Origin of the sequence: Mesorhizobium sp. B2-3-11, from assembly GCF_006442215.1 — a bacterium.
Lineage (GTDB): Bacteria > Pseudomonadota > Alphaproteobacteria > Rhizobiales > Rhizobiaceae > Mesorhizobium > Mesorhizobium salmacidum.
Genome location: NZ_VFVS01000002.1, coordinates 177,178 through 199,730, shown reverse-complemented (window position 1 = coordinate 199,730; position 22,553 = coordinate 177,178). Strand labels below are relative to the sequence as shown.

Here is a 22,553-nt window from a genome sequence, read left to right as displayed (position 1 = left end):
TGCTATATCTGCGCCGGAAACCGTCGCCGGTAATGATCGACCACTTCCGGATTGCGCAGATTGACCGGCAGCTTGCCGGCCAGCACCAGCAAGACTTCGCTGGCCGCGCCGACGCCCATGCGCATCATCGATTCCTCGGTGATCCCCGCCATATGCGGGGTGATGACGACATTGTCGAAGCCGAAATAGGGATGATTTGGCGGCAGCGGCTGCGTCGAGAAAACGTCGAGCGCGGCGCCGCCGATGCGGCGCTCCCGCAAGGCCTCGATCAACGCGTCATCATCGACGACCGGCCCGCGCGACACGTTGATCAGCAGTGCGTTGGGCTTCACGCGGGCGATGCGTTCGCGGCTGATCAGGCCGCGGGTCTCCGGCGTCAGCGGGCAGCAGAGCACGATGATGTCGCTCTGCTCGACCAGCGCGTCGATCGACAGGAAGCCGACTTTTTCCGGCGCCGGCTGCGTGCTGCGCGTCGTTGCCACCACTTTCAGGTCGAAGCCGTGCGCGGCGATATGGCCGATGGCCCGCCCGACGGCGCCGAGACCGACAATGCCGAGAGTCTTGCCGGCGAGTTCGATGTTGGAATTGGCATGCTCGCGGCCGGCAAGCCAGCCCTTGGCACGCAGGTCGCGGTCGACCCTGCGGAACTGCCGCAGCAGTGCAAGCGCGGTAAACATGACATGTTCGGCGACCGAGCGGGCATTGACCGCCGGCACGTTGGCCACGAGCACGCCGGCTGCCGCGGCCGCTTCCATCGGGATCATGTCGAGCCCGGCGCCATGGCGGATCGCGGCCCTCAGCTTCCAGGCTCCCTGGAACAATGCCGGCGGCAGTGGCGCCCGCACGATGACGATGTCGGCGTCCTTGGCCTCCCTGGTCAAGGTGGCGGCGTCGAGCGCGGAGGCAATGACGAGCTGACCGGCGCCGGCGAGCCTGGCAGTGGCGCGCGGATGCAGCGGATGGGTCGACAGGATCTTGGGCATGGCCTGGATCACGGTCAGGCCCTTTCGAGTGTCGCGCCCGCGGGCACAGCCGCCATACCGCCCTCGATCAGGCCCTTCCAATAGCTTTCCGCGCCTTGGAGGTGGGCGCTCATCAGCGCCTGGGCGAGATTGCCATCGCGGCGCAGCAGCGCCTCGTAGATCTGCACGTGCTCGGCATGCGAGCGCACGCTACGTTCGGGATCGTTGAAGTAGATCGGCAGGCGCTGCTCGCCCATCAGATAGTAGACGCTACAGATGTTGTGGAAGACGCTGTTCTTGGTGGCGCGCACGATCTCCAGATGAAATTCGCGATCCTCCTTGGCCAGGCCTTCGCCCGCGGCGATGCGGTCTTCCGATGCCCTGAGGATTTCGCGCAGGCGCTCGAAATTCTCCTCGGTGGCGCGCGAGCAGGCAAGCTCGGCAGCCTTGATCTCATGGATCTTGCGTAACTCGACCGTTTCATAAATCTGCAAGGGATCGAGCGGCAGGCCGGCGCGCGCAAACAGTGCCAGCGCCTCGACGCTTGCCTGCTTGGTGTCGATGTAGATGCCCGATTTGGCGCGGCGCTCGACAATGCGCATGGCTTCGAGGATGGCGAGCGCTTCGCGGATCTGGCCACGGCTGACGCCGAAATGCTCCGCCAGCTCGCGTTCCGACGGCGTGCGGCCGCTCTCCTTGTCCGAATGGGAGAACAGATAGGCGGCGAGTTCCGCGAGAAGGTTCTTTTCTTTCATCGTCAATTGCGTTGCGCGTGCGCCTCCAGAAATCGCTCCGAAATGGTGAATCCCAATCCGGGCTTTTCCGGGATCGCTATCATGCCGTCCCTTGCTTCGACAGTCTCTTCGATCAGATCGTGGATCATCGGGTTGGCGCCGAGCGAATATTCGACCGTGAAACTCGAAGGCGAGGCGGCGCAGACATGCAGTCCGGCGAAGAAGCATGGCGCACCGGCCCAAAGATGCGGCGCGAAGCGCAAATTGAAGGCGCTGGCGATGGTGCCGATCTTCATCGCCTCGCTGATGCCGCCGCAGAAGGCCGGGTCCGGCTGGAAGATGTCGGCGGCCTTGAGCATGGCGAGGTCGCGGAAGGCATAGCGCGTCGCCTCGCTCTCGCCGGTGGCGATCGGAACCGCGCCGGCGGTGCGCACTTCGGCCATGCCCGGCTTGTCGTCGGCGATCACAGGCTCCTCGAACCAGGCGAGATCGAGATCGCCGACGAGATGGATGAAGCGCTTGGCCTCCGCCACCGTATAGGTGCCGTGGGCATCGACCATCAGCTCGACGTCGGGGCCGAGCGCCTGGCGCGCAGCGCGCACGCGGGCGGCGGAAATGTGTGCCGCGCCATCCATGGCGCCCACCCGCATCTTCAGCGCCTTGAAGCCGCCCCTGGCGACGTAGGATCTCAATTGCTCGCCGATGGCATCGGCGGAGGCCCAGCCGCCGGAGGCATAGGCCTGCATGCGATCGGCCTTGCGGCCGCCGAGCAATCGCCAGACCGGCTGGCCCAGCGACTTGCCAAGGATGTCCCAAAGCGCGATGTCGACGGCGCTGATAGCGGCGATGCTCATGCCGCGCCGCGCCAGTTGCGGCATGGCGTGGCCGGCATGGGCGGCGCTCTCATGGCGTACGCCGTTGTAGAGCATCTCCCAGATGATGCCGATATCGGCCGGATCGCGGCCGATCAATTGCGGGCCGACCTCGTGGTTCAGCATGTGGACGAGAGCGCCGTAGCTGCCCGCGCTGCCAGCTGCGTTCTTGCCTTCGCCCCAGCCGACCAGCCCGTCATCGGTTTCGATGCGCAGAATGGCGGCGTCGAAGGTCGTCACCTGGCCGAAGTCGCTACGATGCTGCTTCGCGGCTTCGATCGGCACGCGGACCCACCAGGCCTGGACTGTCTTGATGCGCATTTTGTTCCCCTGCCCGCCGCCGGTAGGGCGGAAGGCAAATTCCAGGCGTCGACTACTTGATCAGCGGCAACAGCGTTTCGGCGGTGATGCGCATTTGGTCGGTGTAGAATTTCTCGGTGAGCACGCTGGAGCCGTGATCCTGTATGAACTTCAGCTGCTCGGGCGAGATATCGACCGGGTGGCGCTCGATCATTTCGGGATAGGGTGCTGCCGGCGTGCGGTCGACCGGGGCGACGAACTCATTGGTCAGCGCGCCGTCATAACCGACTTCCTTCAAGGTCGCGACGATCCTTGGCCAGTCGATCTGGCCGAGCCCGGCGGCGAAGCGATTGTTGTCGGCGACATGGAAGTCGAACAGGCGCTTTCCGACCTGCCGGATGGCGTCATGAACGTTAAATTCCTCCATGTGGATATGATAGGCGTCAAGGCAGACGCCGCATTCGGGGCTGACCGCATCGGCCAGCGCCAGCGCCTGGGCGCCGCGATTGAACAGATAGGTTTCGAAGCGGTTGAGCGGTTCGATAGCGATCTTGACGCCGACCTTCTTGGCGTGGGTGAAACATTCGCGGGTCGCATCGACGACCCACTTCCACTCCTCCTCCTCGGTGCCGTCCGGCACCACCTTGCCGACGGTTGCCGGAACCAGCGTGATGATCTCGCCGTCGAGTTCGCTGACCATCGTCAGCACGTCCTTGACGTATTGCACGGAGCGCTCACGCTGGCCCTGGTTCCTGGCGGCAAGGTTACGTTCACCCAGCATCAAGGTGACCGCGCCCCAGCAGCGGATGCCATGCTCCTTCAGCAGCGCCCGTGTCTCCTTGGTCTTGTACTGCGCGGGCTCGCCGGAAATCTCGATCGACTCATAGCCGAATTTCTTGATGCGCTTGAGCGTCGTCTCAAGCGGTTCCGCGCGCATCCAGTTGTGCGTCGAAAGATGCATGGCCTGTCCTTTCCAGATTCGTCCGTATGGTTTGCCTGCGACATGCATCGCCGAAAGACGACGCAAGGGTTCTTCCCCAAGGCATCCCCAGACTTTTCCTGCAAACTGGTTCGACCAATTGGGCCTGAAATTAGGTCTACAGCAAATTCCTCGAGACGGCAACAACTGTGGTGCCGCAACTTCCAGGATGGATTAGTTTGTTGATTACATTGCGATATGTGCCATTATTTTGCGCGTCCGGAGCGCCTTTTCGGCGCATTCCGAGACTTGACCAAACTGCCTTATTTGGTCATACCAGAATGGCATTGTCGGCGAGCGTCCGACGCGAAAAGACCAAAGTGACTGGCCCTGCTTTCATCAGGCGCTATGCTTGGTCGTGACAAAACGAGGAGGATGCCGATGCCGACGACAATGAAGGGCCCTGGGCTGTTTCTGGCGCAGTTCGCGGGCGATGCCGCACCGTTCAATTCGCTGGCGTCGATCACCAAATGGGCTGCCGGTCTCGGCTACAAGGGCGTGCAGATCCCAACCTGGGACGCGCGCCTGTTCGACCTCGAGAAGGCGGCGTCCTCCAAGGCCTATTGCGACGAGGTGAAGGGCACCTGCACTGACGCCGGCGTCGAGATCACCGAACTGTCGACGCATCTGCAGGGGCAATTGGTGGCGGTGCATCCGGCCTATGACGCGCAGATGGATGGATTCGCGCCAGCTTCGGTGCACAACAACCCGCAGGCGCGGCAGAAATGGGCCGTCGAACAGATGAAGTTCGGCGCCAAGGCGTCGCGCAATCTCGGGCTGAATGCATCGGTGTCGTTCACCGGCTCGCTGGCTTTCCCATACCTTTATCCCTTTCCGCAGCGGCCCGCCGGACTGATCGAGGAAGCCTTCGGCGAACTCGGCAAGCGCTGGAAGCCGATCCTCGACGTCTATGAGGACAATGGTGTCGATGTCGGCTACGAAATTCATCCTTCAGAGGACGTGTTCGACGGGGCGACCTTCGAGATGTTCCTCGAAGCGGTCGGTGGCCACAAGCGCTGCAACATCAATTACGACCCTTCGCATTTCCTGCTGCAGCAGCTCGACTATCTCGAATTCATCGACATCTATCACGAGCGGATCAAGGCCTTCCACGTCAAGGACGCCGAGTTCAATCCGACCGGACGGCAGGGCGTGTACTCCGGTTACCAGAGCTGGACGAACCGCGCTGGCCGTTTCCGTTCGCTCGGTGACGGGCAGGTCGATTTCGGCGGCATCTTCTCCAAGCTGACGCAGTACGATTACGATTCCTGGGCGGTGCTGGAATGGGAATGCTGCCTGAAGCATCCGGAGGACGGCGCGGCCGAAGGGGCACCCTTCATCCAGCATCATATCATCCGGGTGACGGAGAAGGCATTCGACGATTTCGCCGCCGGCACCACGGACAAGAAGTTGCTGCGCGCTATGATGGGAATTTGACACGGCTTTCACTTCCCCTCGGCGGAGGGGAATCTCACACGAGGGAGAAAAACATGGTTGCTGCATCGAAGTCGGAAACGGGAGGCGGCCCGATCCGCTACGGCATGGTTGGCGGCGGGCAAGGCGCTTTCATCGGCGCCGTGCACCGCATCGCGGCACGCATGGACAATGATTTCGTGCTGGTCGCCGGCGCCCTGTCGTCCGACCCGGTGCGTGCGAAAGCCTCGGCCGCCGAACTCGGGCTCGATCCCTCACGCAGCTATGCGTCCTACGCCGAAATGGCCAAGGCCGAGGCGAAGCGCCCGGATGGCATCGAGGCGGTGGCCATCGTCACCCCCAACAACGTGCATGTGCCGGCAGCCAAGGCTTTCCTGGAGGCGGGCATCCACGTGATCTGCGACAAGCCGCTGGCCACGACACTGGCCGAAGCCAAGAAGCTCGCAGCGATAGTCGAGAAGACCGGCAAGGTGTTCGTTCTCACCCACAATTATACCGCCTACCCGATGGTGCGGCAGGCCCGCGAAATGGTGGCCAAGGGCGTGCTCGGCGACATCCGCATCGTGCAGTCGGAATATCCGCAGGACTGGCTGACCGAGGACCTCGCCGCCACCGGCCAGAAGCAGGCCTCATGGCGGGGCGATCCCAAGCAGGCGGGTGCCGGCGGCGCGCTCGGCGATATCGGCACCCATGCCTACAACCTCGCCCGCTTCGTCTCCGGGCTCGAGCTCGATACCCTGTCGGCCGATCTCGATGCCTTCGTGCCGGGCAGGCTGCTCGACGACAATGTCAATGTCATGCTGCGTTTCAAACCGACGGGAAAAACGCATCAGGCAAAAGGCATGATCTGGGCAAGCCAGGTGGCGCCTGGTCATGAGAACGGCCTGAAGCTGCGCATCTACGGTTCGAGGGGCGGTCTGGAATGGGTTCAGGCCGATCCCAACTATCTCTGGTACACGCCGTTCGGCCAGCCGAAACAATTGATCACCCGCAACGGCGCCGGCGCACTGCCGGTGGCGGGCCGTGTCAGCCGCGTTCCGTCAGGCCATCCCGAGGGCTATCTCGAAGGCTTCGCCAATATTTACCAGGAGGCGGCACGCGCCATCCGCGCGGCACGCAAGAAGGGCGGCAAGCCGGCAAAGGATGTCGTCTTCCCGACCATTCAGGACGGCATCGAAGGCATGGCTTTCATCGAGGCCTGTGTGAAGTCGTCGAAGAAGAATGGGGCGTGGACGAAGCTGTAAGAAGCGCCTGGCCAGCGGAAAATGGGGGAGGGCGTCGATGAAAATCGGCATGTGCATGTTCTTGTGGACGACGGCGGTGTCGAAGAAGCACGAGCCATTGCTTCGCGACATCAAGGCAACCGGCTTTGACGGCGTCGAAATCCCGATCTTCGCCGGCACGCCGGACGACTACAGGAAACTGGGAGAACTGCTGGACCGGATCGGGCTTGAGCGGACCGCAGTCTCGGCGATGGGCGATCCAGCGATGAACCTGATCGCGGCCGATGCGGCAACGCGCAAGGCTGGTGTCGATTACATGAAATGGGCCATCGATTGCGCCGATGCGCTTGGCGCCAGCACGCTGAGCGGACCGCTGCATTCGACCCTTGGCGCCTTTTCCGGGTCCGGACCGACTGCCGCCGAGAAAAAGCGCTCGGTCGCCTCGCAGCGCGCCATCGGCGACCATGCCGGCAAGCGCAACGTCACCATCGGGCTCGAGGCGCTGAACCGCTTCGAATGCTATCTCCTCAACACGATGGCCGACCTGTCTGAGCACATCGACGCCATCGACCGGCCGCACATCAGGGCGATGTACGACACTTTCCACGCCAATATCGAGGAGGCCGACCCGATCGGCGCCTATACGAAGCACCGCAGGAACGTCGTGCATATCCACATATCGGAGAACGATCGCGGCGTGCCGGGGCGCGGCAACATTCCGTGGAAAGAAACCTTCGCGGCGATCCGCAAGAGCGGCTACGACGACTGGCTGACCATCGAGGCGTTCGGCCGCTCGCTGAAGGAATTGGCGGCTGCGACCAAGGTGTGGCGCGATTTTTCCGAAACGCCGGAAGCAGTGTACCGGGAGGGGTACAAGCATATCAGGAACGGGTGGAAGAAGGCGGCTTAGGAAGCCGATCACGTTGCGTCGACGATCCTTCGCGCCCCCTCTGTCCCGCCGGCCTCCAGTCCGTTTCTATATCACAAGCTATCCCTGCTGGGCCTGGATCCTGTTGTAGTCGTGGATGGTCCGGCTCAGCCGGCGGCGCAGGAAGTTGGATATGTTGTCGAAAATGAAGACGACGAGCAGGGTCAGCAGCACCATGTAGAAGACGTTGGCCCAGTTGGAATTGGTGCGCATCGCTTCCCACAGTTTCAGGCCGATGCCGCCGGCGCCGACGGCGCCGATGATGGTGGCGCCGCGGGTGTTGGATTCCCACTGGTAAAGCGTCTGGCTGATGAAGACCGGGATCACTTCGGGCATCACGCCGTAGCGCTGCACCAGGATACCGTTGGCGCCGGTCGAGAGTACGCCTTCGCGCGGCTTGTCGTCGATGTTCTCCAGGCCTTCCGAATAGACTTTGCCGAGGGTGCCGATCTCGGTGAAGAAGATCGCGGCACTTCCCGCCAGCGGGCCGGGGCCGAAGGCGCGGGTGAAGAAAAGCGCCCAGATCAGCATGTCGACCGAGCGCATGAAGTCGAAGAAGCGTTTGAGCACCTGGCTGAGCACACCGCTCGGCGTGATGTTGCGCGCCGCGAAGAAGGCCAGCGGGAAGGCGACGATGCCACCGAGCAGCGTGCCCAGGAACGCCATGACGATGGTCTGCAAGAGCTTCGTCCAGACATCGCCATGTTGCCACTGGGCGTTGTTCCAGATGTTGTCGCCGGCGAGTGCGAGGTTGGTGGTACCTGGTTTCAGCTCTGGTCCCGAGATGATCAACGAGATCACTTCCCGCGCTGATTTGCCGAAGAAGGGCGAGCGCGTGTCGAAGACGAAGTTCGCCCAGCCGAGGAAGCGCTTGCGCACCTTGACGCGATCTACCGTGACGCGCACCTCGCCGGCGAAGCCCATCTTGGCCACCACCTCGTCGTCATGGGCGGTGATCCAATCCGGTACCGCACCCGTGACCACCGGCTTGCCGCTGGTCAGCGAAACAGGCACGGTCTGGCCGTTGGCGACAATCGTCGCCTGCGTCTTGTCGAAGGTGACGGATTTTGCCGGCCCGTCGATCAGCACGGTGAAGGTGCCGTCGGCATTCTTGATCACCCAATCCGGATTGGGATTGTCGCCCAGCGCCGAGAAACGCGGATATTTGGGCGTGATCTCCGGCTGGTCGAGACGGAATTCCGGTTGCAGATCGTAGCTGATCCATTGTGTCAGGAAGAGCGGGAGGCGCTCCCAATGCGATTCCCGCAGCACCTGCGGCAGGCTGAAGAACCACAAGGCATAGATCAGATACAGGAGAGTGCCGACGAACAGGAGCAGCGGACCAAAGCGCTTGTATGCCGGGCGTCGGAACACCTGTGGATGGCGCGTCTCGATCGACAGAATCTCCTCGGCGGTCATGTTCGCCATGATTTACGCCCCCATCATAAAGGCTTGTTCGCCGACCAGCTTGCGACGAAGCCAGGCGGAAAACTGGTCGATGATGAAGATGGTGGTGAACAGCAGCAGCACCAGCGCCAGCGTCTTGGCGCCGAAGCCGCGCGAGATGGAGAGCTTCAGTTCCTCGCCGATGCCACCCCCGCCGACGGCGCCGATGATGGTCGAGGCCCGCACGTTGATCTCGACCCGCAGCAGCGTATAGGAAACGAAATTGGGCAACACCTGAGGCAGGTCGGCGAAGCGCACCCGTTCGAACCAGTTGGCGCCGACCGCCGTCAGGCCTTCCTCGGCACGCATGTCGATGTTCTCGTTGATCTCGTAGAACAGCTTGCCGAGTGCGCCGATCGAATGCAGGCCGATGGCGATGATGGCGGCGATCGGACCGGTCGAGACGATTGCCGCGAAGAGGCCGGCGATGACGATCTCCGGAAAGGCGCGCAGCAATTCCATGAAGCGCTTGACCACCAGCCTCAGTGCCGGATGGGGCGTCAGGTTGCGCGCCGCGATGAATGAAAAAGGCACCGCGAAGACAAAGCCGATGAAGGTCGAGACCAGCGCCACGTTCACGGTGGTCAGCATCAGCTCGAAATATTCGGGGATGTAGAAACCGCCCCAGACGTGGACGCGGCCGAGCGGGAAGTTGAATTCCTGTGTGCCGGTGTCATGCGGCGAGGCGATATCGAATAGCGCCCGCCAGACGTCGTTCCAGTCCTTGGGGACCAGCCAGCTCAGGAAATCCAGAATATGCGGCAGCCGGTCGAAGAAATGCCCGGCGTTGGCTTCGTCGGCGAACCACATGCTGGCGAACATGGCGGCGAGCAGCAGGCCGACGCCGAGCACTGTATAGAGCCGGCGCAGCGACGTCTGGCGTCGCCAGGCATCGGCCGTCTGATGGGTGGCGCCGGAGGGGGCTGTCACGGAAAGGGTCATGATCGGAGATGCAAAAAGGGCGGTACCTGAGATACCGCCCTTTTGCGATTTCGCCGTTAGCCGCCGATGGCTGCCTTACGGGCTTCGACGATGACGCTGTAGAAGTCCGGCTTCACCGGAACATAGCCGGTGAAATCGCCGCCTTCGACGCCTTCGAAGCAAGCCTTGTCCTTCTTGGGCAGGTCGGTGAAGAAGGCGGCCAGCTTGGCGGTCATGTCGTCGCCGATCGCGGTGCGCACGACAAGCGGGCCGTTCGGGATCAGGCCGGAGCGCCAGACTTCGACGAAGTCGTTGGGGTCGACGGCGCCCTTGGCGACTTCCTTGTGGAAGGTGCCGGAGGTGTAGCCGTTCTTGAAGTCGCCGATGCCCGAGGAATCGTCGACCGCGACGTCTACCTTGCCGTCACGCACGGCCAGAACGTTGTTTTCGTGGCCGCCATTGAACTGGGTCGAAGCGAAGTAGGTTTCGTTCGAGGCGCCGGTGGTCTTCGGAATCTGGGTCAGCGGGATCAGGTAGCCGGAGGTCGAATCCGGATCGGCATAGCCGAGCTTCTTGCCCTTGGCCGACTTGATGTCGGTGATCCCCGACGTCTTCAGCGCCAGCCCGATCGAATAGTAGCCAGTGGAGCCGTCGGTCTGCTTGGTGGTGAGGATCGGGGTAACCGCCTTCGGATCCTTCAGATAGACGCTGGCGTAGCCGGAAGCGCCGAGTTCGGCGAAGTCGAGCGTGCCGCCGAGCAGGCCTTGGATAACGCCGTCATAGTCGGCGGCGGGGAACAGCGAAACCTTCTCGAAGCCGAACTCGGCCTTCAGGTGGTCGGCCAGGCACTGGTAGTTACGCAGCCGGTCGGTTTCGTTTTCGCCGCCGAGAATGCCGACGCGAAATTCCTTCATATCGGCGGCGTGGGCCATGCTGGTGGCCATGGCGAGCACCGAAACGGCACCGAAAACCATCTTCCTGAACATTTGCTATCTCTCCTGTAGGTTCCGGCCCCGCGCCGGCAGCGTTCTTGATCTTGACAAGTGCCCTTGACGCGGACGGACGATCCAGGCTGCTCGCTATGCCCGTAATGGGCTCAGTATCCCGGGAATGCGGGTTCGAGCGGTCCGGCGGATGCGGCGATCTTCTGCTTGAAGGCAACGCTGGTGGAGGTGATGACCTCCGATATCTCACCGCCATTGCTGTCGGCGCCATAGACTAGACGCACCGCTTCGCGGTTGAGCTCTTCGGGCGGCCCGTCGAAGACGACCTTGCCGGCGGCCATGCCGATGATGCGGTTGCAATAGGTGCGGGCGGTATCGAGCGTGTGCAGGTTGGTGACGACGGTGATGCCTTCGCGCAGATTGATGTCCTGCAGCGAATCCATCACCACTTTGGCGTTGAGCGGATCGAGCGAGGCGATCGGCTCGTCGGCGAGGATCACCCTGGGCTGCTGCATCATTGCGCGGGCAATCGCGACGCGCTGCTGCTGACCGCCCGACAGGGTGCCGGCGGGTTGAAGTGCCGTACGGGCGATGTCGAGCCGCTCGAGCGCGGCGACCGCCTCGGCGCATTCGGCACGGGAGAACATGCCGAAAAGGTTGGACAAGGTCGAACGGTGGTTCAATTTGCCAAGCAGCACGTTGGTGAGCACGTCGAGGCGCGGCACCAGGTTGAACTGCTGGAAGATCATGGCGCAGTCGCGCTGCCAACGCCGCAACGGCGACCCGCGAAGGCGGGAGACCTCGGCGCCGTCAAAAAAAATCGACCCTTGGCTGGGGTCGACAAGACGGTTGATCATGCGAAGAAGCGTCGACTTGCCTGCACCCGAACGACCGATGACGCCGACCATCTGCCCCTGCGGGATCGAGATGTTGACGTCGCTGACGGCGGTGTTCTTGCCAAATCGTCGGCTGACACCGCGAATTTCGAGCGTGGCAGAGCTTGCTGACATGGGCTGGTTCCAGTCCGGTCCATATTGATCGTCAGGCACTCGCCTAACGCAGCCACATGAACCTGCCGTGTCACCGGCATGTCAGTTTTGTTACGCTCCACAGATATGACGGCCGGCGTCCTGCCGGCGATCAGCCGAGCACCAGCAATTCCTCGAAATGCTCCATGTCGCGGAATGCGCAGAAGGCTGGAGCCTTGATCTCGATCACCGGCGCCTGCCGCGCGAAAAGCGCCAGGCATTCGTCGAACAGCGTCTGCCATGCGGCGGCCCTGTCGTCGGCAAGACGCTGGATCTGATAAGCGAAGGTGATGTGAAAGACGTAATTGTCGTGATCGGAGTGCCGGTAGCCGAATGGCACGGCCAGCGCATCGCGCCATTCACGCATGATGCGCACATCCTCGGCGGTCGCGCCGGCAACGGTGAGGCCGGTAGGCACGATCTCGACGACCTTGATGTTGAATGGACCGGCACCCTGGAAACCCTTCAGGCGCTCCAGATAGAGGCGGGTCATGGCGTCGATGCCGGTGTCGAGCGGCACGTCCCGTGGCCAGTAAGGCAACCGGCGGCGATATTCGATGATACCCTGGAACAGCGTCATGTGCAGGCTGGAGACAGGCGTGAAGGCAAGGCGGTCGGCGTCTGGCATTGCCATCATCCGATCGCGCACAGCGAGCACCACGGCTTCGGATGGCGAGCCGCTGACCAGATGGCTGACGACGGTGTTGCCGGGCTCGAGGAGAAAGTTGCCTGACGCGTCGTAGCGCGTGCCGAGATGCGCCGGCGGCGTCGGATTGGAGCCGGCAAAGAATCCGGCGAGCGAGGGTCTGACGGTGTCGAGCATGGCGATCTCCTTGGAACACCCGCGTCCTGCCCCGGTGATGTGTCAAGGATATGAAACAGAGTCGTTCATGACGTCGATGTGAGGGCTATGTCTCCTTGCCTGCAACAATTGCGAACGGAAAACCGGTTCCCACTTTTTCTGGAACTGCTCTATCCCTCGTATTTCTCCAGGAATGCCTCGGCCGACAGCTCGCGGAAGTCGTCGAGCGAGGCACGCAGTCTGGCATGGTTCCAGGTCCACCAGGCAAGCGCCTGGTAGCGTTCGGCGGTGCGGCGGTCGAAGCGCTCGCGGATCGGTTTGGCCGGCACGCCGGCGACGATGGTGTAGGGCGCGACGTCCTTCGAGACGACCGCGCCAGCGCCGACCGCAGCACCATCGCCAACGGTGACGCCGGGCAGGACGGTCGAGCCGTGGCCGAGCCAGGTGTCGTGGCCGATGGTGACGCGTTTGGCGCGGCGCTGAGCGAAGAATTCGCTCTCGTGCTCGGCGTCGTCCCAATAGTCGGAGGCACGGTAGGTGAAATGGTGCAGCGTCGGCCGCCATGTCGGGTGGTTGGTGGCGTTGAGGCGCACGCTGGCCGCGATGTTGGCGAACTTGCCGATCGTCGCGCACCAGACGGCGCAGTCCTGCATCATGTAGGAATAGTCGCCGAGTTCGCTTTCCGAGACCCGGCTGCGGTCGGCGATCTCGGTCCAGCGGCCGAGCGTCGAGTTGTGCACCTCCGCTGTCGGGTGGACCAGCGGCGTTTCCGACAATTTCCTGGTCATGCGGCGAGTTTTCCCGGAGCGAAGGCGGTGACGTCGATGATGCGGTCGGCCACCGCCTCGCGCACCTCGTGGTCATGGAAGATGCCGAGCAAGGCGACGCCTGCCGCCTTCTTGGCGGCGATGAGTTCGATCACCACGTCGCGATTGGTCGCGTCGAGCGATGCGGTCGGCTCGTCGAGCAGCAGGATCGGATGTTCGGTGATGAAACCGCGCGCGATGTTGACGCGCTGCTGCTCGCCGCCCGAGAAGGTTGCCGGCGGCAGCATCCAGAGTTTTTCCGGCAGGTTGAGCTGGGCCAGCAAGGAGCGTGCCTTGGCCCGGGCTGCCTCGCGCTCCTCGCCGCGTTCAACCAGTGGTTCGGCGACGACATCGAGAGCCGAGACGCGCGGCACGGTGCGCAGGAATTGGCTGACATAGCCGATCGTTTGCCGGCGCACGGCAAGCACGGTGCGTGGGCTGGCATGGGCGAGATCGATCAACCCATCCTCGTGCGTGACGATGATCTGGCCTTCGTCGACGGCGTAGTTGCCGTAGAGCATCTTCAGGATCGAGCTTTTGCCGGCACCGGACGGACCGCCGAGCACGGTGCATTCTCCGGCCTTGATCGAGAACGAAACACCCGCGACGACGGGCAATTTGATGCCGTCGCGCAGATGCATGGTGAAGCTTTTGGCGACATCGGAGACAACGAGAGGCGTCGGCATCAGAAGGTTCTCCAATCGTCAATCGTCGGCGGGCGTACATGCGCCATCATCACACCTGCAAAATCGAGGAAACGAGCAATTGCGTGTACGGCGCGCGCGGGTCGTCGAGGACGCGGTCGGTGAGGCCGCTTTCGACGACGCGGCCGTCCTTCATCACCATCATGCGCTGTGACAGAAGCCGCGCCACGGCGAGGTCGTGGGTGACGACGATCGCGGCAAGGCCAAGGTCGGTGACCAGGCCGCGCAACAGGTCGAGCAGGCGCGCCTGCACGGAAACGTCGAGGCCGCCGGTCGGCTCATCCATGAACACCAGCCGTGGCCCGGTGACGAGATTGCGGGCGATTTGCAGGCGCTGGCGCATGCCGCCGGAAAAGGCGCGGGGTTCGTCGTCGATACGGTCTTCCTCGATCTCGACGCGCGACAGCCAGTCGACCGCCGTGGCGCGGATCTTGCCGTAGTGACGGTCGCCGACCGCCATCAGACGCTCGCCGACATTGGCGCCGGCCGAGACCGTCATGCGCAGGCCATCTGCCGGGTTCTGGTGGACAAAGCCCCAGTCGGTGCGCATCAGGAAGCGGCGCTCGGCCTCGCTCATGCGGTAGAGCTCGCGAAACTGGCCGTCGCGCATGCGGTAGCTGGCGGTGCCGGAGGAGGGCAGCAGCCGCGTCGACAGGCAGTTGAGCAGCGTCGTCTTGCCGGAGCCGGATTCACCGACGACAGCCAGGACTTCGCCCGGCCAGAGGTCGAAAGTGACGTTGTCGCAGCCGACCCGCGAGCCGTAGAACTTGGAGAGCGCCGAGACGCGCAGCAGCGGTTCGTCGGTCATTGCGCCGGCTCCAAATTTTCTGGGGCAAGATGGGTTTCGGGAGCAAGGTGGCCGCGATGGCCCTCTTCACGCCGCTTCTCGCAGTAATCGGTGTCCGAGCAGACGAACATGTGGCCGCCATGGTCGTCGAGGATGACCTCGTCGAGATAGACATTTTCGGCCGCGCACAGCGCGCAGGGCTGGTCGAAAGTCTGCACCTCGAACGGATGATCCTCGAAGTCGAGGCTCACCACATCGGTGAAGGGCGGCACCGCGTAGATGCGCTTTTCGCGGCCGGCGCCGAACAGCTGCAGGGCCGGCGAGCGATGCATCTTGGGATTGTCGAATTTCGGCGTCGGCGATGGGTCCATGACATAGCGGCCCTCGACCTTGACCGGATAGGCATAGGTGGTGGCGATGCGGCCGTGCTTGGCGATGTCCTCATAGAGCTTCACATGCATGAGGCCGTATTCCTCCAGCGCATGCATTTTCCGCGTTTCGGTCTCGCGCGGCTCGAGGAAGCGCAGCGGTTCGGGGATCGGCACCTGGTAGACCAGCACCTGGCCCGCGGTGAGCGGATGCTCCGGAATGCGGTGGCGGGTCTGGATGATGCTGGCGGTGGCGGTATCGGTGGTCACCGCGACATTGGCTACTTTCTTGAAGAAGGCGCGGATCGATACGGCATTCGTGGTGTCGTCCGCACCCTGGTCGATGACCTTCAGCACGTCGTCGGGACCGATGATCGAGGCGGTAACCTGCACGCCGCCGGTGCCCCAGCCATAAGGCATCGGCATTTCGCGCGAAGCGAAGGGCACCTGGTAGCCGGGGATGGCGATGCCCTTGAGGATCGCGCGGCGGATCATCCGCTTGGTCTGCTCGTCGAGATAGGCGAAGTTGTAGGTGGCGATGTCGGTGGATTGCGCGGTCATTCCGCAGCCTCCTTCTTTTCTCCCGCCTTTGCTGGATTTTCGCGGGCCTCATATTCGGCGCGCATGCGGCGCACGAGGTCGAGCTCGGCCTGGAAGTCGACATAGTGCGGCAGCTTCAGGTGCTCGACGAAGCCGGTGGCCTGGACATTGTCCGAGTGCGAGATGACGAACTCCTCGTCCTGCGCGGCGGCAACGACGTCCTCACCGAGTTCGGAGGCGCGCAGCGCCCGGTCGCAGAGCGCCATGGCCATCGCCTTGCGCTCGCTCTGGCCGAAGACGAGACCGTAGCCACGGGTGAATTGCGGCGGCGCCTTGGCCGAGCCCTTGAACTGGTTGACCATCTGGCATTCGGTGACGCGCACCGTGCCGAGCGGCACCGCGAAGGGCAGTTCGGGAACGTCGAGCTCCAGCTCGACCTCGCCGATGCGGATCTCGCCGACGAATGGATGGTTGCGGGCATAGCCGCGCTGCGTTGAATAGCCGAGGGCCAGCAGAAAACCCTCGTCGCCGCGCGACAGTGCCTGCAGGCGGATGTCGCGCGCCATCGGGAATTCCAGCGGCTCGCGGGTGATGTCGCCGGGGACATGATCCCCAGGCATGTCGCCATCGGGCTCGATCAGGCCTTCGCGGGCAAGGATCGCCGAGACACGCGGCATCGCCTGGGCTTCCGTCTCGCGCCGCAAGGGCTCGGCGACATCGGCACCGGCGGCGAGCTCAGGGTCGAGCAGGCGGTGCGTGTAGTCGAAGGTCGGACCAAGCAACTGGCCGCCGGGCAGGTCCTTGTAGGTCGCCGACACACGCCGCTCGACCAGCATTGTGCCGGTGTCGATCGGTCTGGAATAGCCGAAGCGCGGCAGCGTGGTGCGGTAGGCGCGCACCAGGAAGATCGCCTCGATCATGTCGCCCCGCGCCTGGACGATAGCGAGTGCCGCCAATTCACGGTCATAGAGCGAACCTTCGCTCATCACCCGGTCGACGCCGAGCGCCAGCTGTTCGACGATCTGGTCGAGGCGCAGCGCCGGCACCGAGCGGTCGCCACGCCGGCGGTCGGCAAGCAGGCTGTGAGCGTTGGCAATTGCGGCTTCGCCGCCTTTTACCGCGACATACATCTTCAAGCCTCCATCGTCTTGATGCGCGTCGTGCGCGGCAGGCAGGCTATGCCGTCCGATGTGGCGAGGATGATGTCGACGCCGCGCGGAAAGCGCTTGTTGTTTTGCTTCCACTGCTCGACGAAGTGACGCGGCATCTGCGCCGGCGCGATCGCGGCGCTGGTTTCGATGCCGGGGCCTTCGAGCAACAGCGGGGACCCTGAAGCGAGGTCGCCGACCTGCAGGATCAGCGTCGTCGAGCGGTCGGGATAATCCTGCGTGCCCTGCGAAAAACCGTCGAGCGCCATCATCTCGGCCGGTGTGGCAATAAACGCGAAATGCGCATCGGCCGATGTATTGGCCAGCGGCGCACCGGTGTGGAAGCCAAGCCAGGACCTGATCGCGGGGGACGCATGGAGGGCCGGGTCGAGCCAGAGCGGCGTGTCGTTGTCGCACAGCGCCAGTGCTACGGCGCCCGATGTGGCCGAGAGCGGAGCCGGTGGGCGGGCCAGTGCCGATAGGGGCTGAAAGCTGCCCGGCCGCGCCATGGCATCCATGACGGCCCGGAACACCGTCTGGGCGTTGAAGACCGGATCGGCGAAACCGCCCTCGATCGATTGCGCAGCGATATCCATCAATCTTCTCCGCGAACCATGGTGAAGAAATCCACCTTCGTTGCCGCCGTCTCGGCGCGGCGTTTTTCGTGGGCAGCGGTCAGAGCCGAGCGCAAGGGCGCAATGAGCCTGGTCTCGACCTCGGTGCGGCGGGCAGGGTCCTGCCAGAGCGCGTCGGCGATGGCTGCCAGCTTCGCCTTCTGCTTGTCGCGGCCAAGCGTGTAGCAATGGCCGACCTGCCCGGATGGCAGCCGGACAGTGGCACGAGTGACGGTCGCCTCGCCGACATTGAAGGGCGCGCCTCCGCCGCCGATGCGGCCACGCAGCGTGACCAGGCCCGTCTCGGGACCGCGCAGAAGCTCGGCTTGCGAAGGCAGGCCGGACTCGTTCCAGAGCCGCACGATGTCGTCGCCGCTCGATTGCGCCAAGGTGGCCATGGCGGCCTTGCGCTCGGCCTGGTCGCGGGCTTCCTGTCCTCGCATCGCCAACTTTCCTCTAAATTTGTCTATTGATATAGACAACTATACAAATTATACATATTACCTAGCGCGAGTCCATGACGGGTGCGTGACAGGCCGGGAGGCAAAAACATGACCGGGCAAGCGGCCGATACCATCGAGCGGCGCAGCGGCGTCTCACTTTGGCGCCAGATCGCCGACAGGATCTTGCAAGCGATTGCCATTGGCGATTTCGCCGAAAATGCCGCACTGCCGCCCGAGGTCGCGCTGGCGGAGCGCTACGGCGTCAATCGTCACACCGTGCGTAGCGCCATATCGGCCCTCGTACAGGAGGGCGTATTGCGGGCCGAACAGGGGCGCGGCACGTTCGTCTTGTCGCGCAAGCGGCTGTCCTATCCGATCGGCGCGCGCACGCGCTTCTCTGCGGGGCTGCAGGGGCAGACCTCGGAACGGCACATCGTGCTGCTTGCTTTCTCGGTCGAGCCTGCCAGCCAGCGCGTTGCCGAGGGGCTTGGCCTTGCCCGGGGTGCCGAGGTAATCCGGCTGGAAACGCGCGGCGAGGCCGACGGACGGCCGGTGTCGCGCGCTGCCGCATGGTTCGAGGCGAAGCGCTTTGCCGGCATCGACAAGGCGATGGCGCAAACCGGTTCGATCACCGCGTCGCTCGCTCGTTTCGGTATCGACGACTATCTCAGGCAATCGACCTCGCTGTCGGCGCGCCATGCGGACGCCGCCGATCTCGCCGATCTCGATCTGCAGCCGGGCGCCATCGTGCTGGTGACAGTGGCGGTCAACGTCACGCCCGACGGCCAGCCAATCCAGTTTTCCGAATCGCGTTTTCCGGCCGAGCGAGTGGAGCTGAAGCTCTCGGCGCTATAACGCCCCGGCTATCCGATCTCGATCACGGCCTTTATCAGGCCCGACTTCTCGTGTGCCCAGCGTGCGAGATCCCCTGGCGTATCGGCCAGCGTGGTGCGGTGGGTGACGAGCTTGGCCAGCGGCACAGCACCATTGCGGATCGAGGCGGCGACATGATCGAAGTCGGCGCGCAACGCATTGCGGCTGCCGACCAATGTCATTTCGCGCTTGTGGAATTCAGGATCGGAAAAGACGATGTCGTCCTTGACGACACTGACCAGCACCAGCGCTCCGCCATGCGCGACATGGACGAAGGCCGATTGCACCGATCGCGTGTTGCCGGTGGCGTCGAAGACCACGTCGAAGCCTTCGCCGCCGGTCGCATCACGCACCAGATCGGACACGGGTGTTTGCGAGCCGTCGAGAATCGAAAAGCCGAGCTCACTCGCCGCGAAGACCAGTCTTTCGGAGCTCATGTCGAGAAGTGTCACCTCGAGCCCGGCAATGCGTGCGAAGATGGCGGTGCCAAGCCCGATCGGGCCGGCGCCGATGACCAGCGTGCGTGCACCGGGCTCGGAACGCGCGCGGCGCACGGCATGCGCGCCGATGGCCAGGAATTCGACGGCGGCGGCGTCGGCGAGCGACAGACCATTTGTGGGATAGAGATTCTCAGCCGGCACCAGGATCTGTTCGCACATGGCGCCGTCGCGATGCACGCCGAGCACTTCGATCCTGACACAGCAATTTGGTTTGCCATGCCGGCAGGCGATGCATTTGCCGCAGGAGAGATACGGGTTGATGATGACCGGTTCGCCGACCGCAAGCCCGACTCCTTCGCCGACTTCGACGACGGTGCCAGACACCTCATGGCCCATGATGCGGGGGTAGGCGAGGAACGGGTGCTTGCCCTCGAAGATATGGTAGTCGGTGCCGCAGATGCCGACATGGCTGACCGCCACCAGCGCCCAGCCGGGAGGCGGCGAGCCGGGAGCCGGACGGTCTTCCAGAATGAGTTCGCCGGGCGAGCGGCAGACGACGGCTTTCATGTTTCAGTCCATTTTGGGTTTACGAAAACGCCGGCCCGTTTTGATACCGGGCCGGAGATCGTTTTTCGGCTCGTTGACTACTTGCCGCCGCGGCGGCGCAGGCCGTCGAAATAGACAATGACGATGATCAGCACGCCGGTGATGACACGCTGCCAGAAGGCGTTGACGTTGAGCAGGTTGGCGCCGTTGTTGATGGTGGCGAGAATGAAGGCGCCGAGCAGCGGCCCGTGCACCGAGCCGACCGCGCCGAACAGGGAGGTGCCGCCGATCACCGACGAGGCGATCGCCTGTAATTCCCAGCCTTCGGCCTGCGTCGGATTGCCGATGCCGATGCGCGAAGCCAAGAGCACGCCGACGAAGGCCGCGCAGAGACCCGACAGCGTGTAGGCCATGAAGATGGTGCGCTGGACGTTGACGCCGGACAGGCGCGAGGCCTCGGCGTTCGACCCGACCGAGAACAGGTACCGGCCCCAGCGGCTGTGATGCAGGAAGACATAGGCGGGTATGCCGACCAGCAGGACCATCCAGAACAGATTGGGAACGCCGAGGAAGGAGTTGCGCGAGAATTCCTGGAAAGCATCATTGTTGATCGAAATCGAATTGCCGTTGGTCATCAAGAGGCCAATGCCGCGCAGCGACGTCAGGGTCGCCAGCGTGATGATGAAGGGCGGCAGGCCCATCTTGACGATGCCAAAACCATGGAAGAGGCCGATGGCGACGCCGACCAGCAAGGTGAGCAGGATGGCGAGGAAGACTGGGACGCCGGCATTGATCAGCATCGCGGCGATGACGGTTGCGAAGCCGACCACCGCGCCGACGGACAGATCGATGCCGCCGGTGATGATGACGAAGGTCTGGCCGACAGCCAAAATGGCGATCATCGAACCCTGACGCAGCAGGTTCGAGATGTTGTTGGCCGACGCGAAGCTCGATGTGGACAACGACAGGATGACCCACAGCAGCACCAGCAGCGCCAGCAGCGTCAGTCCGAACAGGGCGTTGTAATTGCGCTTCGGTTTTTCGGCAGGAATCGCCTCGGTGCTCATGTCTTTCCTCCCAGCTTTTCTTGTTTCTCGGCGAGCGCCTGTGTGAGAATGTCCTCGTGATCGGCGGTGTGGAACCCGTGCGTGGCCACCAGCTTGCCGCGGCGGAACACGTGCAGCGTGTCGGCCAGTTCATAGACCTCCGGCAAATAGGACGAGATCAGGATGATGCCGGCGCCCTTCGACAACAGCGCGCTGAACAGGCGGTAGATTTCGGCCTTGGTGCCGACATCGACGCCAACCGTCGGCTCGTCGAAGATGAACAGCTTGGCGCCGTGCGCCAGCCATTTGCCGATAACGATCTTCTGCTGGTTGCCGCCGGACAGGCTGGAAGCCAACGCATGGCGCGTCGGAGTCTTGATCCTGAGGCCAGCAATCTGGCGGTCGGCCTCGGCCTTCTCTTTCGCGTTCGAGATCAACAAATTGCTGGAGATGCGCTTGTAGATCGGCAGGTTGAGGTTGAGGCCAACCGGCAAATTGAGGCAGAGACCCTGGTCGCGGCGGCTTTCCGGCGCCAGCGCCATGCCGAGCTTGATCGCGTCATGCTCGGAGTTGATTTGGACATCCTTGCCTTGCCACAGGACCTGGCCGGCCGACTTCTTGTGCCGGCCGTAGAGCGTGGTGACGAATTCGCTGCGCCCGGCGCCGATCAGGCCGTAGAGCCCGACGATCTCGCCGGCACGGACCGTCATCGACACGTTTTCGAAGCCCTTGCCCGAGAGGTTCCTGGCCTCGATGATCGCCGCACCGGGAGTGAAATGCTCCTTGTGGTAGATTTGTTCGATCGAGCGGTTGATCATCAGCTTGACGAGTTCTGCATCGTTGGTCTCGCTGATGTTCCTGGTGCCGACCAGCGTGCCGTCGCGCAGCACCGAAACACGATCGGCGAGCTCGAACACTTCCTCCATGCGGTGGCTGATATAGATGATCGTCACGCCCTCGGTCTTCAGGCGGCGGATCAAGGTGAAGAGCTGGTCGGCCTCCTTGCGGGTCAGGTAGGCGGTCGGCTCGTCGAAGATCAGGAATTTGGTGCCACGCACGGTGGCGCGGGCGGCGGCGATCAACTGCTGCTGGCCGATGGTCAGATCGCCCAATGTGACATGCGCCGGCAAGTCGAAGCCGAGATCATCGATGATCTTCTGCGCTTCCTTGACCATGGCGCGCTGCTGCAGGATGCCGAAGCGCGAATTCTCCTCGCCGAGGAACATGTTGGCGGCGACCGTGAGGTGACGGCAGAGCACGACTTCCTGGTGGACGGCGTTGATGCCGAGCGCCATCGCCTCATGCGGGGTCGCCAGTGCAGCCGGTTGACCCTCCCAGATCACTTCTCCGGAGGTGCGCGGCATGACGCCGGTCAAAAGCTTGATGAGCGTGGATTTGCCGGCGCCGTTCTCGCCGACGATGGCGTGGATCTCGCTTGCCTTGAAGGCAAGGTCCACCGGCTTCAAGGCATGAGTGCCGGGATAACGCTTTTCCAGCCCACGCAATTCGAGGATGGTCCTGCCGGGCTCCAGCGCGGGAGCCGGATGCAGTTCGTGCGCCGTCGGCGTCATGGCGATCCTCCCAGATTGGCCCCGCGGCTGGCACCTGGCGAGGCTGTGATCGTCTTTTCAAACAGCCTAGCCGAAGCCGGCCGATTGCCAAGCC

23 protein-coding genes are annotated in these 22,553 nt (G+C 63.4%); 4 read left to right on the top strand and 19 right to left on the bottom strand.

The window, feature by feature from the left end; genetic code table 11:
* Positions 1-2: 2 nt before the first annotated feature.
* The 4 genes from FJ960_RS04390 to FJ960_RS04375 are packed head-to-tail and all read right to left on the bottom strand — an operon-like array spanning position 3 to position 3,829.
* Complete coding sequence (locus FJ960_RS04390; protein WP_140712344.1) at positions 3-983, bottom strand: hydroxyacid dehydrogenase; 981 nt, start codon at positions 981-983, stop codon at positions 3-5.
* A gap of 14 nt (positions 984-997) precedes the next feature.
* On the bottom strand, positions 998-1,717 hold the full coding sequence (locus FJ960_RS04385) for a FadR/GntR family transcriptional regulator (RefSeq protein WP_140712134.1): 720 nt from the start codon (positions 1,715-1,717) through the stop codon (positions 998-1,000).
* Positions 1,718-1,719: 2 nt separating this feature from the next.
* Positions 1,720-2,889: a mandelate racemase/muconate lactonizing enzyme family protein gene (locus FJ960_RS04380; RefSeq protein ID WP_140503091.1), complete on the bottom strand. Its 1,170-nt coding sequence runs from the start codon at positions 2,887-2,889 to the stop codon at positions 1,720-1,722.
* A 52-nt stretch (positions 2,890-2,941) separates the two neighbouring features.
* Positions 2,942-3,829 carry a sugar phosphate isomerase/epimerase gene (locus FJ960_RS04375; protein WP_140712132.1) on the bottom strand — a complete coding sequence of 296 codons (888 nt, stop codon included), beginning with the start codon at positions 3,827-3,829 and terminating at the stop codon, positions 2,942-2,944.
* Positions 3,830-4,228: 399 nt separating this feature from the next.
* Here FJ960_RS04375 and FJ960_RS04370 point away from each other — a divergent pair, with 399 nt between their 5' ends.
* From FJ960_RS04370 to FJ960_RS04360, 3 genes are read left to right on the top strand one after another with little or no spacing between them, the layout of a single operon-like run.
* The gene (locus tag FJ960_RS04370; RefSeq protein WP_140712130.1) at positions 4,229-5,284 is read left to right on the top strand and encodes a sugar phosphate isomerase/epimerase; all 1,056 of its coding nucleotides are present in this window, start codon (positions 4,229-4,231) and stop codon (positions 5,282-5,284) included.
* A 53-nt stretch (positions 5,285-5,337) separates the two neighbouring features.
* Complete coding sequence (locus FJ960_RS04365; RefSeq protein ID WP_140712128.1) at positions 5,338-6,525, top strand: Gfo/Idh/MocA family oxidoreductase; 1,188 nt, start codon at positions 5,338-5,340, stop codon at positions 6,523-6,525.
* A gap of 37 nt (positions 6,526-6,562) precedes the next feature.
* Positions 6,563-7,414 (top strand): sugar phosphate isomerase/epimerase, encoded by an 852-nt coding sequence (locus tag FJ960_RS04360; RefSeq protein ID WP_140503083.1) that lies wholly within the window; start codon positions 6,563-6,565, stop codon positions 7,412-7,414.
* A 78-nt stretch (positions 7,415-7,492) separates the two neighbouring features.
* Here the strand turns inward: FJ960_RS04360 and phnE (FJ960_RS04355) are convergent, their stop codons facing one another.
* The 12 genes from phnE (FJ960_RS04355) to phnG form a co-directional block, all read right to left on the bottom strand.
* The gene (gene phnE, locus FJ960_RS04355) at positions 7,493-8,860 is read right to left on the bottom strand and encodes a phosphonate ABC transporter, permease protein PhnE (protein WP_140712126.1); all 1,368 of its coding nucleotides are present in this window, start codon (positions 8,858-8,860) and stop codon (positions 7,493-7,495) included.
* Between the two features lie 3 nt (positions 8,861-8,863).
* Positions 8,864-9,820: a phosphonate ABC transporter, permease protein PhnE gene (phnE, locus tag FJ960_RS04350; RefSeq protein WP_140712124.1), complete on the bottom strand. Its 957-nt coding sequence runs from the start codon at positions 9,818-9,820 to the stop codon at positions 8,864-8,866.
* Positions 9,821-9,876: 56 nt separating this feature from the next.
* The gene (gene phnD / locus FJ960_RS04345) at positions 9,877-10,785 is read right to left on the bottom strand and encodes a phosphonate ABC transporter substrate-binding protein (protein WP_015315649.1); all 909 of its coding nucleotides are present in this window, start codon (positions 10,783-10,785) and stop codon (positions 9,877-9,879) included.
* A gap of 110 nt (positions 10,786-10,895) precedes the next feature.
* Positions 10,896-11,753 carry a phosphonate ABC transporter ATP-binding protein gene (gene phnC, locus FJ960_RS04340; protein ID WP_140712122.1) on the bottom strand — a complete coding sequence of 286 codons (858 nt, stop codon included), beginning with the start codon at positions 11,751-11,753 and terminating at the stop codon, positions 10,896-10,898.
* Positions 11,754-11,883: 130 nt separating this feature from the next.
* Entirely contained in the window at positions 11,884-12,594 is a 711-nt protein-coding gene (locus FJ960_RS04335; protein WP_140712120.1) for a DUF1868 domain-containing protein, read from the bottom strand.
* A 149-nt stretch (positions 12,595-12,743) separates the two neighbouring features.
* A complete protein-coding gene (locus FJ960_RS04330) occupies positions 12,744-13,361 on the bottom strand; it encodes a DapH/DapD/GlmU-related protein (protein ID WP_140712118.1) in 618 nt (205 codons plus the stop codon).
* Positions 13,358-14,065: a phosphonate C-P lyase system protein PhnL gene (gene phnL / locus FJ960_RS04325; protein ID WP_140712116.1), complete on the bottom strand. Its 708-nt coding sequence runs from the start codon at positions 14,063-14,065 to the stop codon at positions 13,358-13,360. The genes FJ960_RS04330 and phnL overlap by 4 nt, the downstream gene beginning before the upstream one ends.
* Positions 14,066-14,114: 49 nt before the next feature.
* Positions 14,115-14,891, bottom strand: a complete 777-nt coding sequence (gene phnK / locus FJ960_RS04320; RefSeq protein WP_056577906.1) for a phosphonate C-P lyase system protein PhnK — start codon at positions 14,889-14,891, stop codon at positions 14,115-14,117.
* Positions 14,888-15,799, bottom strand: a complete 912-nt coding sequence (locus FJ960_RS04315; protein WP_140712114.1) for an alpha-D-ribose 1-methylphosphonate 5-phosphate C-P-lyase PhnJ — start codon at positions 15,797-15,799, stop codon at positions 14,888-14,890. Before FJ960_RS04315 ends, phnK begins: the two co-directional genes overlap by 4 nt.
* Complete coding sequence (locus FJ960_RS04310) at positions 15,796-16,908, bottom strand: carbon-phosphorus lyase complex subunit PhnI (protein ID WP_140712112.1); 1,113 nt, start codon at positions 16,906-16,908, stop codon at positions 15,796-15,798. Before FJ960_RS04310 ends, FJ960_RS04315 begins: the two co-directional genes overlap by 4 nt.
* A gap of 2 nt (positions 16,909-16,910) precedes the next feature.
* The gene (gene phnH / locus FJ960_RS04305; protein WP_140712110.1) at positions 16,911-17,522 is read right to left on the bottom strand and encodes a phosphonate C-P lyase system protein PhnH; all 612 of its coding nucleotides are present in this window, start codon (positions 17,520-17,522) and stop codon (positions 16,911-16,913) included.
* A complete protein-coding gene (gene phnG, locus FJ960_RS04300; RefSeq protein ID WP_140712108.1) occupies positions 17,522-17,983 on the bottom strand; it encodes a phosphonate C-P lyase system protein PhnG in 462 nt (153 codons plus the stop codon). The genes phnH and phnG overlap by 1 nt, the downstream gene beginning before the upstream one ends.
* Positions 17,984-18,091: 108 nt before the next feature.
* Between phnG and phnF the strand changes: the two genes are divergently transcribed.
* The gene (phnF, locus tag FJ960_RS04295; protein WP_140712106.1) at positions 18,092-18,838 is read left to right on the top strand and encodes a phosphonate metabolism transcriptional regulator PhnF; all 747 of its coding nucleotides are present in this window, start codon (positions 18,092-18,094) and stop codon (positions 18,836-18,838) included.
* Between the two features lie 8 nt (positions 18,839-18,846).
* On the opposite strand, the gene FJ960_RS04290 is transcribed toward phnF, so the two are convergent.
* The 3 genes from FJ960_RS04290 to FJ960_RS04280 all read right to left on the bottom strand — a co-directional run bounded on the left by FJ960_RS04290 (position 18,847) and on the right by FJ960_RS04280 (position 22,459).
* The gene (locus FJ960_RS04290) at positions 18,847-19,863 is read right to left on the bottom strand and encodes a zinc-binding alcohol dehydrogenase family protein (protein ID WP_140712104.1); all 1,017 of its coding nucleotides are present in this window, start codon (positions 19,861-19,863) and stop codon (positions 18,847-18,849) included.
* A gap of 77 nt (positions 19,864-19,940) precedes the next feature.
* On the bottom strand, positions 19,941-20,909 hold the full coding sequence (locus tag FJ960_RS04285) for an ABC transporter permease (protein WP_027144667.1): 969 nt from the start codon (positions 20,907-20,909) through the stop codon (positions 19,941-19,943).
* Positions 20,906-22,459, bottom strand: coding sequence for a sugar ABC transporter ATP-binding protein (locus FJ960_RS04280; protein WP_140712102.1), 1,554 nt, complete (start codon positions 22,457-22,459; stop codon positions 20,906-20,908). The genes FJ960_RS04285 and FJ960_RS04280 overlap by 4 nt, the downstream gene beginning before the upstream one ends.
* Positions 22,460-22,553: the final 94 nt, after the last annotated feature.